The following is a 15,803-nucleotide window of genomic DNA, read 5'->3' on the forward strand; positions in this document are numbered from 1 at the left end:
ACAAGGTTTTTCAGGAAAAACATGGCGTTAACAACATCCCCGCGGCCTATTGCGGGTACCCCCGGAACCCCTGCAAGTGATAGAGGTGCACGGTGATCGATAGGTCACGCAGTGGCTGCACCTGTCGCTCACCGAGGTAGAGGTGCCGGGAAAATGCACCCAGTACCGCTGCGTCGAGCGGTTCGTCGCTGACAAAGATGAACTCGTCCGCGGGCACATGGGAGATGTCCGCCGCCATCGCATAGTGATTGTTCGGTACGCCACCATCCGGCCCCCACCAGGCGACCTGCATGCGGCGCGGCACCGTGTAATACGACAGATAAGCCAGATAGCGCCGCGAGTCGCTCAGCAACCACGCCTCAGGATAAGGCGCAATGGCCTTGGAAACCGCCGCACCGAGTTCACGCCAGCCCAGCACACGGTAGTACGGCGTCTGTTGGCGCGCCAGCTCGATTCCCAGGCCTCGGGCGATGAAATGGTAGTGATAAAGCACGCTCAGTAACGCCAGGTTGATCAGTATCGCCGCGAAGAACAGGCGCACTCGCTGGCGGCGTACCAAAGCGGCTGTGACAAACACCGTGGCGCTGACGAAGGCAGGCGCGGCCCAGTTGGGGAATGCACGGCTCAGCAACGCCTGCAGACTGATCACGCCCAGCATCGCCAGCGCCGGGAACAACATCAACCGATCGGCGTCGGATCGATAACCCTCACGGCGTCCGGCCAGCCAGACGAAGTACCCCATGAATACCGGACCAAACACCAGAAACTGCGCGCCCAGGAACTCGGCCAGTCGAGCCGGATGAAACAGTTGCCGGTCGAGCTGGGAGATCTCGGCAGTGTGCCGGAAACTGATGAAATCGTGCTCGGCGTTCCACCACAGGTTGGGCGCCAGCAACAATGCCGCGACCATGATGCCCACCCACAGGCGGCGATCCGCGAGCCAGTGCCGTTGCGCGCGATCGACCAGCAGGTATCCCAGCAGGCCGACCGCCAGCACGCCCATGGTGTACTTGCTGAGCATGCCCAGGCCCGCTGCGGCACCCGTCGCCAGCCACCAATGCCAGCCGCCGGTACGGATCGCACCGATGAACAACCACAAAGTGAGCGCCCAGAAAAACAGCAGCGGCGCATCGGTCGAGATGAACAATGCGTTGAAGCCGACCAGCGGCATGCAGGCGAACGCAATCCCTGACCACACCGCGGTGCGTTCGTCGTACAGCGCACGTCCGATCGCGTACACGACCAGCGCCGTCAGTGAATACAGGATCACGGCGCCGGCATTGATCGCGCTCTCGGACGCACCCCAAAGTGTCGTCGTGAGATGTATCACCCACGCGACCATGGGTGGCTTAGAGTAGTAACCCCAGTCCGGCTGCAGTGACCAGTAGTAGTAATACGCCTGGTCGTAGAACAACGGCAGTCCGGTGCCCCAGATCACCAGCAACCGGTAGACCGCGAGGACGCCGACCACAGCCACCAGCAGCAGCCTGCCTCTGGTCACATCGAATCCTTCTCCCGGGTTATCCGACATCTCGCGCCCGCGCGGCGTCAGCCACCGACGTGCCATTCGTCGGTCAACTCTTGCGTATCGGCCAGCGAATACGCCGGTCTGCCACTGGATTCGAAAAAGGTGCGCGCCAGCAGTTCGGCCAGCACGCCCGTGGTCAGAAACTGCGCCGACGCGATCAGGCAGAGTATCCCGACCAGCAGCAAGGGACGCTCGCCGATCGATTCGCCGAGACCGAACTTGATCACTGCAAGGTAGCTCATGATCAGTGTCCCCAGCGCGCCCAGCACCAGGCCGATGCTGCCGAAGAAGTGACCCGGTCTGGCCCTGTAGCGCAGGAAGAAACTCATCGCCAACAGATCCAACAGGACACGAAAGGTGCGCGAGATACCGTATTTCGACTTACCGGCCTGACGTGCCTGGTGGTGGACCTCGGTCTCGCCGATCCGCGAAGGACTGGTCACGGTCGCCGCCCAGACCGGGATGAAACGATGCATCTCGCCGAACAGCCGGATCTTCTTGATGACCGCCGCACGGTACACCTTGAGGCTGCAACCGTAGTCGTGCAGCGCAACCCCGGTCACCCGGGCGATCAGCTTGTTCGCAATGCGCGAAGGCAGCTTGCGCATGATCAATGCATCCTTGCGCGACTTTCGCCAGCCCTGCAGGAGATCCAGGTCGCGATCCCGGAGTTCCTTCACCATGCGCGGGATATCGGCGGGGTCGTTCTGCAGATCGCCGTCCAGTGTCGCGATCAGCTCGCCACGTGCGACATCGATGCCGGCCTGCATTGCGGCCGTCTGACCGTAGTTTCGGCTCAGCCTCAAGGGCTTGACATGCGCACCGTGACGCTTCGCCGCCTCGGCGAGGGACGCCCAGGTGGCATCGCTGCTGCCGTCATCGACACAGATCAGCTCCCAGCGCAGCGTGCAGCCGGCAAGCCCCTGATGAACACGGCCGATCAGGGCGTCGACGTTGTCCTGTTCGTTGAACAGCGGAATCACGATGGAGAGCGTATCGGAGGGTGCCACGGGTCTTCCAGGTCAGCTTCAAAGCATCGCATTATCGCTCATCGACCGCGATCCGGTCCGGAATCAGCCACGCAAGGGCGCCGAATGCGAGGGTGCACGCGAGAATGAACAAGTGCAGATTGACCGCGGCGGCCAGCAGCGCCTCGCGCGGCACTGCCGCCATCGAACCGCCGAGCACCATCGCCAGCTCGTAGCTGCCGAACCCGGCGACCCCCTGCACCGGCAGCGCGTTGCTGATCTCGGCGGCGATCACACCGGGCACCAGGGGACCCGGTTCGCCACCGATGAAGAACCGGGCAACGCTGACGAACGCGGCGAGCTTCAGCGTCCAGGTCGCGAGGGTCCACAACAGCAACCGCAGATAGTCCGTATAACGTGCCGGCAGGCCGTCGACCAGGATGCGCAGGCTGCGCACCATGCGTCCCTCGCCTTCGATCCCGTGCACGATAGTCTGGCGCAGCGGCTGCAAGACCAGCGGCAGGACGGCACCCATCGCTACCGGCAACCAGAGCCATGGCGTACCACGCCATGCGAAGGTCACCAGACCCAGCCAAAGCAACACCCACAGGTCGGCGACCCTCAGCCACAGCAGGTTCGCGACGCTGCTCACGTAACCCTCGCCGAACCGACGCTTCATCATGACCGGAAAGGCCACCTCACCGGTACGCATTGGCAACAGGTTCAACAGCGTCGTGTGCAGTACGTTGATGCGCAGGAAGACCGCAAACGGCGCGCGCAGGCGCGACCTGTAGAGTTCGTACAGTCGTATGGCACGCGTCAGGTAGCTCAGCGCGGTCAGCAGGACAAGGAGTGCCAGTTCTTCAGGCGGAAACGCCTTCCAGGGTCGCAGCAATGCGACCCAACCCACCTCTGCCTGCACCCACCACACCAGGCCCGCCAGCATTACGAGGGCCAATGCCCATTTCAGCGCGCGCTTGTGCGTCATCGGCAGGCGAACGGACGGCGCACCGTCGGGTGCTGTGTCGTTACTCGGGATCGAGGGTTCACGCCCCGCATTGTGGTTCAGATACAAGGGCCGGCGCCAGCGGCAGCTCACGGTTGGGGGTTGTCGCCGTACCGCCGGCAGATCCATACTGCGGCGGCATTCAGAATCGCAATCGATGTGTCACCCGCTCGACCGCTGCAGAGAGGGCGGGAGACGCCGGAGAACAAATGCCATGCGTCTGACGAAGGCGGTCGCGGCCTGGGGGACACCCGTGTTCCGGGAGGTGCTCAAAGCCGAGATCGAGCATCTCGGCATCGCCGAACTCCCGCTGCAGCAGGCATTGTGCTCCGGGCACCGCGCACTCGATTCAGATCTGCAGGCGATGATCAATGCCGTCGACGAGAGCGACGGCGTGATTGTTGTACGGGTCGGACTGTTCTACAGCGGCATGGACGGCGGGTCATGCTGTGCCGACGACCCTTCTCCGATCGATCCTCACCCCGAATACTGCGAACTGCAGTTCAGCATCGACCCTGCCAGCGGTGATGCCGTCGCCAGCTTGCTAAACGGCTAGCCTCACCGGCAACCTGGGTCACGGCGAGTGACATCGGTAACGCGAATGCGGCAGACCGGCGAGAGGGTCTCCGCGCGGCGGTACGAGATCAGCCCGGTCGCCCGATGACACCAGACAGGCCGTGCCTCTCCGGGCGTATCGAAAACGCCGCCGACGTGCGAAGCGCGCGGGACCCTGGGCGCCACCCGGCACACAGCCGCCGAAGCAGTCGGCCCACCGCCCCCGCGAAGCCCACCGATGCGCAGAGATTCGACAAAGAAAACCCCGCTGCGCGGGGTTTTCGCCAACACCGGTTGAGAAACTCGATCAGGCGTTACGCCGGCGACGCATGCGCAACGCTGCAATCAGCCCGCTGATCCCCAGCAGTGCCAACGGGGCCGGGGTCGGAATTTCCGCCGGCGGGTTGGTGGGATCGCCGGGCTCCGAGGGCTTGAACGTCACGTCATGTGACGGTGGGTTGAACGAGGTCGCGATGTTCTGACCGGTAGAGGTCGTCTCCAGCGCCACGACGTCGAAATGGATCCACGCGAGCGACTCGAAACCGGACAGCAGGAACGACTTGATCTCGCCATCTGCCGCCCCTGTCTCATCGGCGAAATCCGGTACTGCGCCGCTGTTTTTCGCGAAAGTCCCGATGTCGAAAAACAGATAGTCCGAGACGTCATCTTTCAGCGGATCATGGTTATTGGGAAACAGGCCGCTCAGCGTGGTAGTCGTCAGGAATGGCGAGATACCACTCAGTTTCAAGCCCGCCGCGTCGGCCAGCGTGCCGTCAGGTATCGACAGCACCGCGACGGCCCCATGTCCGTTGAAAGGTGCATACGGGTAGACCTGTCCCTTCCTGACGTCGCCGTAGTCACCATAGGACCCATACTGGCCACCCAGATTCAGCGTATTGGGGCCGTAGACGCCGGCAAACAAAACGGACAGCGAGTCACCACTGACGACCGCCGTGTCGGTTTCGGTCGGGTTCGTCAGGGTCGCTTGATAATCGACATAACCGCCCGACCCATCCGACACACCGACCTGAAGAACCGGAACCGCCAGTGCACCTTGCGCAAAAACGAAGGCGGTCATCCAAATGGCTGCGCCGGTCAACCGGGTCCAGCGCATCGGGGAAACCAGAAAACTTTGATTTTTCATTTTTCTTGAAGCTCCAAGAAACATTCGGCACTACTTGTTGTGTTGCGGGATGACCACGACCTACTGGCACCGCGCCAACTGCGGCGACGTATCTCAACCCGTCTCGACTCGGCACAGGCATTTCTCGTACGACATCTATATGCGGCACCACTAATATGCTGAAACATCGAGCGAATTTCCCAACTGCGCGCCGCTCGCTGCCGCCAATTGGGATCGAAATTCGGAGATGTGGAAAAAATCCTGACACCCGCGAGAGGAAACCAAGCCGTCAGGTGACACCACTGGGATTGCCGGCAAGGTATGCCGTGCTGGGATGGCGTCTCGGACGCCACCTACGCCGCAGACGCGATCAGCCACAGGATCCAGGGCGCCGGCGCCTCTTCCATCAGTACCAACCACTTTTTCGGCCGGTCGCCCCCCCTATTCCACCGAAGCCACCGCGGTGATCATCGGCAGCACCCTCGCATTGGGCAATGTTGGTCGGAGCCCACGCTCTGGCCATACGCGCGCATCGAACCGGTGGCCACAGCGCGGATGCCGAAAGGTCTGACGGCGCTGAACCGGAGGTCCGAGGGCGGTCGGTGCTTCCTGAGCCGCGACCGAAAGGCGCTGTACCACCGGGAGGCATGTGGTATCGGGCAACGCAATCGGCGATCTCCCTGCGGCAGATCAACGCGTTGACGACGTGTCTTCGCGTATATTTTGGATAGAAGTGTGGCGCAAGCTTTCCGCCGGCTTCACGTGTTACCTCAAGCGGTGGAAACAGCCACGAAGCGGGGAGGTACACATGCCATGAACAGGATCGACATTACGCGAACCAGTGGGTTCCTATCCTTGGTCGCAGCCTTGATCGTCGGTCTGATGAGTCAGATCGGCGCCGTCGCAGCAGAGCGTGCCGTACCGGTTACGGTCGTGAATTCGGAAGTGTCGCCGGTACCGGTGCAGGCGATGGGGATGGTCGGCATCCCCTATCAAGACCGCCAGATACTGGTGATCCCGGCAGGTGACGCCGGCGGCAACGTCTCATTTCTCGCTCCGGCACCGGACAGTCTGCTGGTCGTCGAGTATCTGACCCTCACGATCGACAGCCGGGACGAGCAGCAGGGCTACCTGATGCTGGAAACCCAGCTGGACGGCGAGGCGATTGCGCACAATCTCGGGCCTTTGCCGCCCATGGTCGTCACGGGACTGGGCAGTGGCACGTCCCAGTTCCTGCAGCGCAACCTCACTGCCTACAGTGACGGACCGCCACGGTTGCTGTTTACCCGCGGCACGGGACTGGACGGGGAACGCGCGATACTGCAGGCCACGATCGTCGGGCGGCTCGTGCCGAACCCGGCACCGTAAAGGGACCCCGGCATGCGGACCGCCCGCCAGAGGCGGCGGGAGGTCCGTGCACCCGAGGCGGCTGAGGGGTCCGGATGCGGTCGCCGATGAAACGCCCTGGCAGGAGACAGGGGGCACAGTCCCGGGGCGCCCGGCTTCGCTTCGGCACCTGCTTGTCAGGCGTGGAGCAGCGCGGATCGCAAACGCGACGACGCCTGCGAACGGAGCGTGCAGGCGCCGTTTGTTAGACTAGGCGCTTTTCCAGGAAAATACTCTTGAGTTCTCGGCCATCTTCCGGCGCCGGCCCGCTGCCAGACGCCCTGCAGATTCCGCTTCTGCTGCTCCCCGCTTTGGCGCTGCTGTTTTTTCTCGTACCGCAGATCGACCTGCGGTTCAGCGGCCTGTTCTACGACGCCGCCGACGGGTTCTTCCTGAAGGACCTGCCGCCGGTGCAGTTCAGTTACGCGGTGTTCCGCGACCTCCCCTACTGGCTGATCCCGATACTGTTGTGGCTGTGGTTCGCCAGCTGGCGCTGGGGCGGCCGGTCGGAAAGGCCGGTGCGCCGCGCGATCGTATATCTTCTGGTCGTGTTGTTGCTGGGCCCGGGACTCCTGGTAAACGAGGTGTTCAAGAACCATTCCGGCCGCGCACGACCTGCGCAAGTCGAGCAGTTCAACGGCGATCGGCAATTTTCGCCAGCGTTCGTCATTAGCGATCAATGCGAACGCAACTGCTCGTTTGTCAGCGGACATGCCGCGATGGGCTTCTTTTTCCTGGCGTTCGCGTGGGCGCTGCGAGATCGTCGCTGGCTGCTGTACGGCGGTCTGATCGGCGCGCTGGTGGGCCTGGGGCGCATCGCCCAGGGCGCGCATTTCCTCAGCGACATCGTGTTCAGCTATGGCGCCGTGCTGGTGACCGCCGTGTTGTGCGCGCGGCTGATCCTCGGCCACTGGTCGCCGGAGGGCGGCGATTGATGCACGCTCACTTGAACCCGTCGACGTAACGGTCGCGGGCCGCCTTGGCGCGCTCGAAGATCTCCAGCAGGCGCTCGCCATCCGCCTCCGATATGTCCTTCGCGAGCTCGGTCATCTCGTTCGCGAACGCGGCGAGCATCGGGCCCAGTGCATCGCGATTCGCGATACAGATGTCCCGCCACATCACCGGATTGCTCGATGCGATGCGCGTGAAGTCGCGGAAACCGCCGGCGGCGTAACGGAAGATCTCGTCGTTCTCCTTCATGCGCGCAAGCATGTCGACCAGGCCAAACGCCAGCATGTGTGGCAGATGGCTGGTGGCCGCGAGCACCTCGTCGTGGTGCTGTACCGACATCTCGGTCACTTCGGCACCGCACGCTTCCCACATCTCACGTACCCGGGCGACCGCGTGCGGTTCATTTTCCTCGAGCGGCGTCAGAATCACCCGCCGATTCCGATACAGTTCCGCAAACGAGGCCGCCACGCCGTTCTTTTCCGTCCCCGCGATCGGGTGGCCGGGCACAAAACGACCGAGCAGCTCGGGTGCCGCGGCGCGGCAGTCGGCAACGACACTCGCCTTCGCGCTGCCGCCATCGGTAACTAACGCAGTCGACGGCAAAGTTGCACGCATCGCGCCGAACGCATCGCGCATGGCGCCGAGCGGAACCGCGAGGAATACCAGGTCCGCATCACTTACCGCCTCACCGATGTCGTGGGTGTAGCGATCGACGACACCCAGACGTACCGCCTCTTCGAGGTTCTCCCGGCCGCGACCACAACCCACGACCACTTCGACGCGATCCGCTTCGCGCAGCGCACGCGCGAACGATCCACCGATCAGGCCGACACCGATCACCGCGAGCGTACCGATGCGACCGCTCAAAGGACCTGCTCCAGTGCGCGCAGAAAGCGCGCGTTCTCGTCCTCGAGGCCGACGCTGACGCGCAGGTGATTGGGCAGGCCGTAGTTCGCGATCGGTCGGGTGACCACACCAAGGCGCAACAGTGCCTGATCGACCGGCGCCGCCTCGCGCCCCAGATCGATGGTCAGAAAGTTGCCCGACGACGGAATGTATCCGAGGCCGAGTGCGGTCACCCCCGTGGCCAGCTGCTGCATCCCACGGGTGTTGAGCTCAACGGATCGCCGGAGGTAGTCCCGGTCGGCGAGCGCCGCCAGTGCGCCGGCCTGGGCGAAGCTGTCGACATTGAACGGCTGACGCACCCGGTTGAGCAGGTCCGCGACATCCGGATGCGAGAGGCCGTAGCCGACCCGCAGCGCCGCCAGTCCGTAGGCCTTGGAGAAGGTACGGGTCACGACCAGATTGGGGAAATCACCCAACCAACGGCTGGTATCCGGGTAGTCCTCGGCATGCACGTATTCGAAATAGGCCTCGTCGACGACGACGATCACATGCTCGGGAACGGCGGCGATGAACGCACGGAGCGCTTCGGCGCCAAGCAGGGTGCCGGTCGGATTGTTCGGATTGGCGATCCAGATCACGCCGGTGGCGTCTCCCAGCAGCGCTCGCATCGCATCCAGATCGTGCCCGTAGTCGCGCGCCGGCGCGATCTTCAGCGTCGCGCCCGCCGCCATGCTGCTGATCGGGTAGACCGCAAACGCGTATTGCGAGAACAGGCTCTCACGGCCCGCCCAGAGGAAGGCACGCGCGACCATGTCCAGCACGTCGTTGGAGCCGTTGCCGACCGTGACGCACGCCGCGTCCACCCGGTGATGCGCCGCGAGCGCGGCACGCAGGGCATAGGCGGCGCCGTCCGGATAGCGCGTAAGCTCGTCGATCTGCGCCTCGATCGCCGCACGCACGCGGGGGCTCGGCCCGAGCGGATTCTCGTTCGACGCGAGCTTGATGGAACCGGTGATACCGAGCTCGCGCTCGAGCTCCGACAGTGGCTTGCCGGGCACATACGGGCGTAACGCGGCGAGACCGGGGGCGGCTTGATCGATGAATCGGTTGCTCATGACGGCACGGCGGAAGTGGCGATAGTCAGAGTACGGCCTTGGGATAAGAGCCGAGTTCCTTGTACATTCCGGCCTGCTGGCGCAACGCCAGCAGCGCCTTCGCGACCTTGTCGTCGTCGCGATGCCCGCTGATGTCGACGAAGAATACGTAATCCCAGTTACCCCGCCGCGACGGCCGGGATTCGATCCGGGTCATGCTGATGCCATGCTCCGCCAGCGGGGCCAGCAATCGGTACAGACCACCGGACTCGTTGCGCGTCGACAGCAGCAGGCTGGTCTTGTCGTCGCCTGATGCCGGCACCACCTGCTGGCCGATGACCAGGAAGCGTGTCGTGTTACCGGGGTCGTCCTCGATGTTCGGCGCCAGCACCTGCAGCCCGTAGAGCTCGGCGGCCGTTACGCCAGCGATCGCTGCGGTGCGCGGTGTGTCGGCCGCGCGCCGCGCCGCCTCCGCATTCGAACCGACCGCGACACGTTCGACATGCGGCAGGTGTCGATCCAGCCAGGCGCGGCACTGCGCCAGCGACTGCTGGTGCGAATACACCACCTTGAGTGTGCTGAGATCGGGGTCCGTGCCCATCAGGTTCTGGTGGATGCGCAGCGTTACCTCGCCGCAGATCCGCAACGGCGAGTTGATGAACATGTCGTGGGTGTGACTGATCACCCCCTCGCTCGAATTCTCGACCGGTACCACGCCATAGTGACAACCGCCGCTCTCGACCTCCTGAAAGACGTCCGAGATGGCCGTCATCGGCACCGTGGTCACGGCGTGGCCGAAATGTTTCAGTGCCGCGGCCTGGGTGAAGGTGCCCTCGGGGCCGAGAAACGCTATGCGCAACGGCAGCTCGAGTGCCAGGCACTCGGACATGATCTCGCGAAACAGGCGCGCCATGGATTCGTCGCCGAGCGGCCCGGCATTGCGTTCCTTGATGGCCCGCAACACCTGCGCCTCCCGCTCGGGACGGTAGAACACGGCCGAACCATCCGCCGCCTGCTTGATCTGCGCGACAGCCTTGGCGGCCTCCGCACGCGCGTTCAGCAGTTCCTGGATCTGCCGGTCGATCTCGTCGATACGGTCACGGATCTCGGCGAGTTGCTGTTGTTCGCTCATGAGCGGATTCTAGTGGGCCAAGCGGGGAATTGTGTAGCGCTCAGCCGTGTCACCCGCAATCCTCAATCACAGCCCAGGCAACGTACCGACAGCACACCGTCGATCGCGGTGATGCGGTCCATCGCGCCTTGCGACGGCGGCCCATCGACGTCGATCAGCGTCACCGCGATCTCGCCGCGCGACTTGTTCAGCATGTCGATGATATTCAGGCCCGCTTCGGCGAGATCGGTGGATATCTGGCCCAGCATGTTTGGCACGTTGCTGTTGACCACGGCGATCCGATGACCGTCCTCGGTACGTGGCAGGTTGATCTCCGGGAAATTGACCGAGTTCGTGACGTTGCCGTTCTCCAGCCAGTCACGCACCTGGTCGGCAACCATCAGCGCACAGTTCTCTTCCGCCTCGGCGGTGGATGCGCCCAGATGCGGCAAGGTGATCACACGTGGATGGTTCTTCAGCAGGTTGCTCGGAAAATCGCAGACATAGGCGTACAGGTGGCCACTTTCGAGCGCCTGCACCGCGGCCTCGTCGTCGATGATCCCGTTGCGCGCGAAGTTCAGGAGCACCGACGACTTCTTCATCAGCTTGAGCCGCTCCGCGTTGATCATATGCCGCGTGGCATCGGTCAGCGGGACATGGAAGGTGATGAAATCCGCCTGGGCGACGAGGTCATCGACCGACAGTGCCTGCTTGACGTCCGAATCCAGTGCCCAAGCGGCACGCACGGTGATCGTCGGATCGTAACCGATCACCTTCATCCCCAGGGCGCGCGCGGCATTGGCGACCTTGACGCCGATCGCACCAAGACCGATCACGCCGAGCGTGCGACCCGGCAACTCGAAGCCGACGAAGCGCTTCTTACCGGCTTCGACCTCTTTGTTGATCGTCGCGTCGTCGCCGGTCAGCGCAGCGGCGAAGCGCCACGCCTGGCCGATGTTGCGCGCGGCCATCAACATCCCTGCTACGACCAGCTCCTTGACGGCATTGGCATTCGCGCCCGGCGCGTTGAATACCGGCACACCGATCTTGGTCATCTGATCGACCGGGATGTTGTTGACCCCGGCGCCGGCCCGCCCGATCGCCTTGACCGACGGCGGCAGCGTCATATCGTGCATTTTCGCCGAGCGCACCAGGATCGCGTCGGGGGTCGAGAGTTCGGACGCGATTTCATAGCGATCGCGCGGGAAGCGGTCTAGGCCGACCACGGAGATATTGTTCAGTGTCTGGATCTTGTACATCGGTTCGCCTTGGAATATTTCACTGCCTTGCGCACCACGACCGCACGCGACACGCCGGTCCCGGACGCAGCAGCCTAACGCGCGGGTCCGCGTGCCGGGTTGACCTGGTTCAAGCGCGCGTGCGTTCGAACTCCGCCATGAAGTCGACCAGGGCCTGCACACCCGCCTCCGGCATCGCGTTGTAGATGCTGGCGCGCATGCCACCGACCGAACGGTGTCCCTTGAGTGTCTTCAGGCCGGCCGCGCTCGCACCCTTGAGAAACGCCTCATCCAGCGATGGATCGGCCAGGGTGAACGGCACGTTCATCCAGGAGCGGCATTCCGGATCGACCGGGTTGGCGTAGAAATCGGAGGCATCGATCGCGTCGTACAGCAGCTCTGCCTTGCGCTGGTTGACGACCGCCATACCCTCCAGGCCACCGAGGTCCTTCAGCCAACGGAACACCAGGCCGGCGAGGTACCAGCCGAACGTCGGCGGCGTGTTGTACATCGACCCGTTGTCCGCATGGATCGCGTAATCGAACATGGTCGGTACGCCGTCCAGCGGCTTGCCGATCAGGTCCTCGCGAATGATCACCAGCACCAGACCGGCGGGGCCGATGTTCTTCTGCGCACCGGCGTAGATGAGGCCGAAGCGCGACACATCGATCGGTCGCGAGAGGATGGTCGACGACATGTCGGCGACCAGCGGCACATCGCCGGTCTCGGGCACGTAAGGGAATTCGACGCCCTCGATCGTCTCGTTCGGCGTGTAGTGCAGGTACGCGGCGTCGGCCGATACGCTGAAACCGTCGGCGGCCGGCACACCCGTGAACTTGCCGTCGACCTCGCTGTTCACCGTGACGTTGATGGTCCCGTAGCGTTTCGCCTCGGCGATCGCCTTTTTCGACCAGGACCCGGTGCGGAAGTAGTCCGCCTTGCCCGTCCTGCCGATCAGGTTCATCGGGATCATCGCGAACTGGCTGGACGCACCACCCTGCAGGAACAGCACCTTGTAGTTCGACGGCACTGCCATCAACTCGCGCAGATCGGCCTCGGCCTCGGCGGCGATGGACATGAACTCCTTGCCGCGATGGCTCATCTCCATCACCGACATACCCGAACCGTGCCAGTCGAGCAGCTCGTCTCGGGCCTGTGCCAGGACTTCTTCGGGAAGCGCCGCGGGACCGGCGCTGAAATTGTAAACACGGGACATAGTGATTTCCGGTCAGGTTGAATGATGCTTCGCAAGATGGGATGCGCAGCGCCGGTCACCGGGACCGCGCCGCGCAGAAACGGCCATCAATCGTCGTCGACCTCTGGCGCGTCGTATTCGTCGTCTTCGGCGTCCAGCGCCTCGATGCGTTCGATGCCGATCAGCTTCTCGTCCTTGGACAGGCGGATCATCGTCACGCCCTGGGTATCGCGGCCCATCTGCGAGACGTCGGCAACACGGGTGCGCACCAGGGTGCCCCGGTCGGTGATGAGCATGATCTCGTCATCCTCGGTGACGCGCACCGCGCCCACCTGCTCGCCGTTGCGGTCCGAGGTCTTGATCGAGATCACACCCATGCCGCCACGCCCCTTGACCGGGAACTGTTCGACCGGCGTGCGCTTGCCATAACCGTTCGCGGTCACCGTCATCACGTCGCCGTCGTCGCCGATGATCAGCGAGATCACCCGTTGATCCTTGCCGAGCCTGATCCCGCGCACGCCGCATGCCGTACGTCCCATGGCGCGCACGTCCGACTCCTTGAAGCGAATCGCCTTGCCGGCCGAGTTGAACAACATGATGCTCTGGCTGCCATCGGTGATGTCGACGCCGATCAGCTGATCGTCCTCGCGGAGATCGACCGCGATGATGCCGCTCGAACGCGGTCTGGAGAAATCCACCAACGGTGTCTTCTTGACCGTACCCGAGGCGGTCGCCATGAACACGAACCGGTCCTGCGCGTATTCACGCACCGGCAACACCGCATTGATGCGTTCGCCCTGCTCCAGAGGCAGCAGGTTGACCATCGGCCGACCGCGCGCCGTGCGTCCGGCCTGCGGCAGTTCGTAGACCTTGAGCCAGTAGCATTTGCCGCGACTCGAAAAGCACAGGATGGTGTCGTGCGTGTTGGCGACGAACAGTTTGTCGATGAAGTCCTCGTCCTTGGTCGTGGTCGCGGTCTTGCCGCGCCCGCCGCGGCGCTGCGCGCGGTAGTCGGTGACCGGCTGCGCCTTGGCGTAACCCTGGTGCGACAGCGTCACGACCACGTCCTCTTCGGTGATCAGGTCTTCGAGGGTCAGGTCCATCTGGTTGAGCACGATCTCGCTACGGCGCTGGTCGCCGAACTGCTCGCGCACATCGACCAACTCGTCCTTGATCACCTGCATCAACCTGTCGGCGCTCGAGAGGATTTCAAGCAAATCTGCAATTTTATCCAGTATCTCCTGGAATTCATTGATAATTTTATCCTGCTCAAGCCCGGTCAGCTTCTGCAGGCGCAGATCGAGGATCGCCTGCGCCTGGGTCTCCGTCAGACGGTAACCCTCGGCGGTCAGGCCGAACCCGGGCGCCAGGTCCTCCGGACGCGAGGCATCCGCGCCGCTGCGCGCCAGCATCGCGTCGACCGTGCCCGACTGCCAGGCGCGCTCGACCAGGGCGCGCTTCGCCTCGGCCGGACTCGGTGCGGCCTTGATCAGCGCGATCACCTCGTCGATGTTCGCGAGTGCGACCGCCAGACCTTCGAGGATGTGGGCGCGCTCCCGTGCCTTGCGCAGTTCGAACAGGGTGCGCCGCGTGACCACCTCGCGGCGGTGACGCAGGAAATATTCGAGCAGTTGCTTGAGGTTCAGCGTTCGCGGCTGGCCGTCTACCAGCGCAACCATATTGATGCCGAACACGTTCTGCATCTGGGTCTGCTGATACAGATTGTTCAGCACCACCTCCGGGACCTCACCACGCCGCAGTTCGATCACCATGCGCATGCCATCCTTGTCGGACTCATCGCGCAGCTCGCTGATACCTTCCAGCTTCTTTTCCTTGACCAGCTCGGCGATCTTCTCCAGCAGGCGCGCCTTGTTGACCTGGTAAGGCAGCTCGCTCACGACGATGCGCTGGCGGCCGCTGTCCATGTCCTCGATCGTGGTACGCGCGCGGATGTACACCTTGCCACGCCCGGTGCGGTACGCCTCGCGCACACCGCGGACCCCGTTGATGATCGCGGCGGTCGGGAAATCCGGACCCGGCACGATCTCCATCAGGTCCTCGATCCCGACCGTCGGCTCCTCGATCAACCGAACGCAGGCATTGATCACCTCGGTCAGGTTGTGCGGCGGGATGTTGGTCGCCATGCCGACCGCGATGCCCGACGACCCGTTGACCAACAGGTTCGGGAACTTGGCAGGCAGGACTTGCGGTTCCTGCTCCGATTCGTCGTAGTTCGGCGTGAAGTCGACGGTCTCTTTGTCGATGTCCGCGAGCAGTTCGTGCGCGATCTTCGACATGCGCACTTCGGTGTAACGCATCGCGGCCGGCGCATCGCCGTCGACTGAACCGAAGTTGCCCTGACCGTCGACCAGCATGTAACGCAGGGAAAAAGGCTGCGCCATGCGCACGATGGTGTCGTACACCGCCGTATCGCCGTGCGGGTGGTACTTACCGATCACGTCGCCGACCACGCGTGCCGACTTCTTGTATGGCTTGTTCCAGTCGTTGCCGAGTTCGCCCATCGCGAACAGCACCCGACGGTGGACCGGCTTCAGGCCATCGCGCACATCCGGCAGGGCCCGCCCGACGATGACGCTCATCGCGTAGTCCAGGTAGGACTGCTGCATCTCGTCTTCGAGATTGACGGGGAGGATTTCCTTCGCGAACTCGGTCATCGGTGGTTTTCCAGGTCGGCGGCCCGTCGGAATTTTTGCGTGGCGCGGGGTGCATCACCGCGCCGGCGCGTGATTATCGGGCTGTTCAGGCCCGAAATCCTACCATACCCCGGGGGTGCGAGATAGA

The 15,803-nt window shown here is 63.6% G+C and carries 13 protein-coding genes; 3 read left to right on the top strand and 10 right to left on the bottom strand.

Going from position 1 to position 15,803, the window contains the following annotated elements; all coding sequences use genetic code 11:
* Positions 1-46: 46 nt before the first annotated feature.
* The 3 genes from H6955_01815 to H6955_01825 are packed head-to-tail and all read right to left on the bottom strand — an operon-like array spanning position 47 to position 3,484.
* Positions 47-1,501: a glycosyltransferase family 39 protein gene (locus H6955_01815; GenBank protein MCP5312263.1), complete on the bottom strand. Its 1,455-nt coding sequence runs from the start codon at positions 1,499-1,501 to the stop codon at positions 47-49.
* A 47-nt stretch (positions 1,502-1,548) separates the two neighbouring features.
* Positions 1,549-2,538, bottom strand: a complete 990-nt coding sequence (locus H6955_01820) for a glycosyltransferase family 2 protein (GenBank protein ID MCP5312264.1) — start codon at positions 2,536-2,538, stop codon at positions 1,549-1,551.
* A gap of 31 nt (positions 2,539-2,569) precedes the next feature.
* Complete coding sequence (locus tag H6955_01825) at positions 2,570-3,484, bottom strand: flippase-like domain-containing protein (protein ID MCP5312265.1); 915 nt, start codon at positions 3,482-3,484, stop codon at positions 2,570-2,572.
* A 232-nt stretch (positions 3,485-3,716) separates the two neighbouring features.
* Here H6955_01825 and H6955_01830 point away from each other — a divergent pair, with 232 nt between their 5' ends.
* Entirely contained in the window at positions 3,717-4,058 is a 342-nt protein-coding gene (locus H6955_01830) for a hypothetical protein (GenBank protein ID MCP5312266.1), read from the top strand.
* 306 nt (positions 4,059-4,364) lie between these two features.
* Here the strand turns inward: H6955_01830 and H6955_01835 are convergent, their stop codons facing one another.
* Positions 4,365-5,225, bottom strand: a complete 861-nt coding sequence (locus H6955_01835; GenBank protein MCP5312267.1) for a choice-of-anchor N protein — start codon at positions 5,223-5,225, stop codon at positions 4,365-4,367.
* 768 nt (positions 5,226-5,993) lie between these two features.
* Here H6955_01835 and H6955_01840 point away from each other — a divergent pair.
* Together H6955_01840 and H6955_01845 are read left to right on the top strand one after the other, a co-directional pair.
* Entirely contained in the window at positions 5,994-6,548 is a 555-nt protein-coding gene (locus H6955_01840) for a hypothetical protein (GenBank protein MCP5312268.1), read from the top strand.
* A 287-nt stretch (positions 6,549-6,835) separates the two neighbouring features.
* On the top strand, positions 6,836-7,501 hold the full coding sequence (locus tag H6955_01845) for a phosphatase PAP2 family protein (protein ID MCP5312269.1): 666 nt from the start codon (positions 6,836-6,838) through the stop codon (positions 7,499-7,501).
* Between the two features lie 7 nt (positions 7,502-7,508).
* Here H6955_01845 and H6955_01850 read toward each other — a convergent pair whose 3' ends face one another.
* From H6955_01850 to gyrA, 6 genes are all read right to left on the bottom strand, one after another.
* On the bottom strand, positions 7,509-8,372 hold the full coding sequence (locus H6955_01850) for a prephenate dehydrogenase/arogenate dehydrogenase family protein (GenBank protein MCP5312270.1): 864 nt from the start codon (positions 8,370-8,372) through the stop codon (positions 7,509-7,511).
* 8 nt (positions 8,373-8,380) lie between these two features.
* On the bottom strand, positions 8,381-9,478 hold the full coding sequence (locus H6955_01855; protein ID MCP5312271.1) for a histidinol-phosphate transaminase: 1,098 nt from the start codon (positions 9,476-9,478) through the stop codon (positions 8,381-8,383).
* Between the two features lie 25 nt (positions 9,479-9,503).
* Positions 9,504-10,589, bottom strand: coding sequence for a prephenate dehydratase (pheA, locus tag H6955_01860; GenBank protein ID MCP5312272.1), 1,086 nt, complete (start codon positions 10,587-10,589; stop codon positions 9,504-9,506).
* A 62-nt stretch (positions 10,590-10,651) separates the two neighbouring features.
* On the bottom strand, positions 10,652-11,827 hold the full coding sequence (locus tag H6955_01865) for a phosphoglycerate dehydrogenase (GenBank protein MCP5312273.1): 1,176 nt from the start codon (positions 11,825-11,827) through the stop codon (positions 10,652-10,654).
* Positions 11,828-11,936: 109 nt separating this feature from the next.
* A complete protein-coding gene (gene serC, locus H6955_01870; GenBank protein MCP5312274.1) occupies positions 11,937-13,022 on the bottom strand; it encodes a 3-phosphoserine/phosphohydroxythreonine transaminase in 1,086 nt (361 codons plus the stop codon).
* An 86-nt stretch (positions 13,023-13,108) separates the two neighbouring features.
* The gene (gene gyrA / locus H6955_01875) at positions 13,109-15,676 is read right to left on the bottom strand and encodes a DNA gyrase subunit A (protein MCP5312275.1); all 2,568 of its coding nucleotides are present in this window, start codon (positions 15,674-15,676) and stop codon (positions 13,109-13,111) included.
* Between the last annotated feature and the right edge of the window lie 127 nt (positions 15,677-15,803).

Source organism: Chromatiaceae bacterium, assembly GCA_024235395.1.
GTDB lineage: Bacteria > Pseudomonadota > Gammaproteobacteria > Chromatiales > Chromatiaceae > Thiosocius.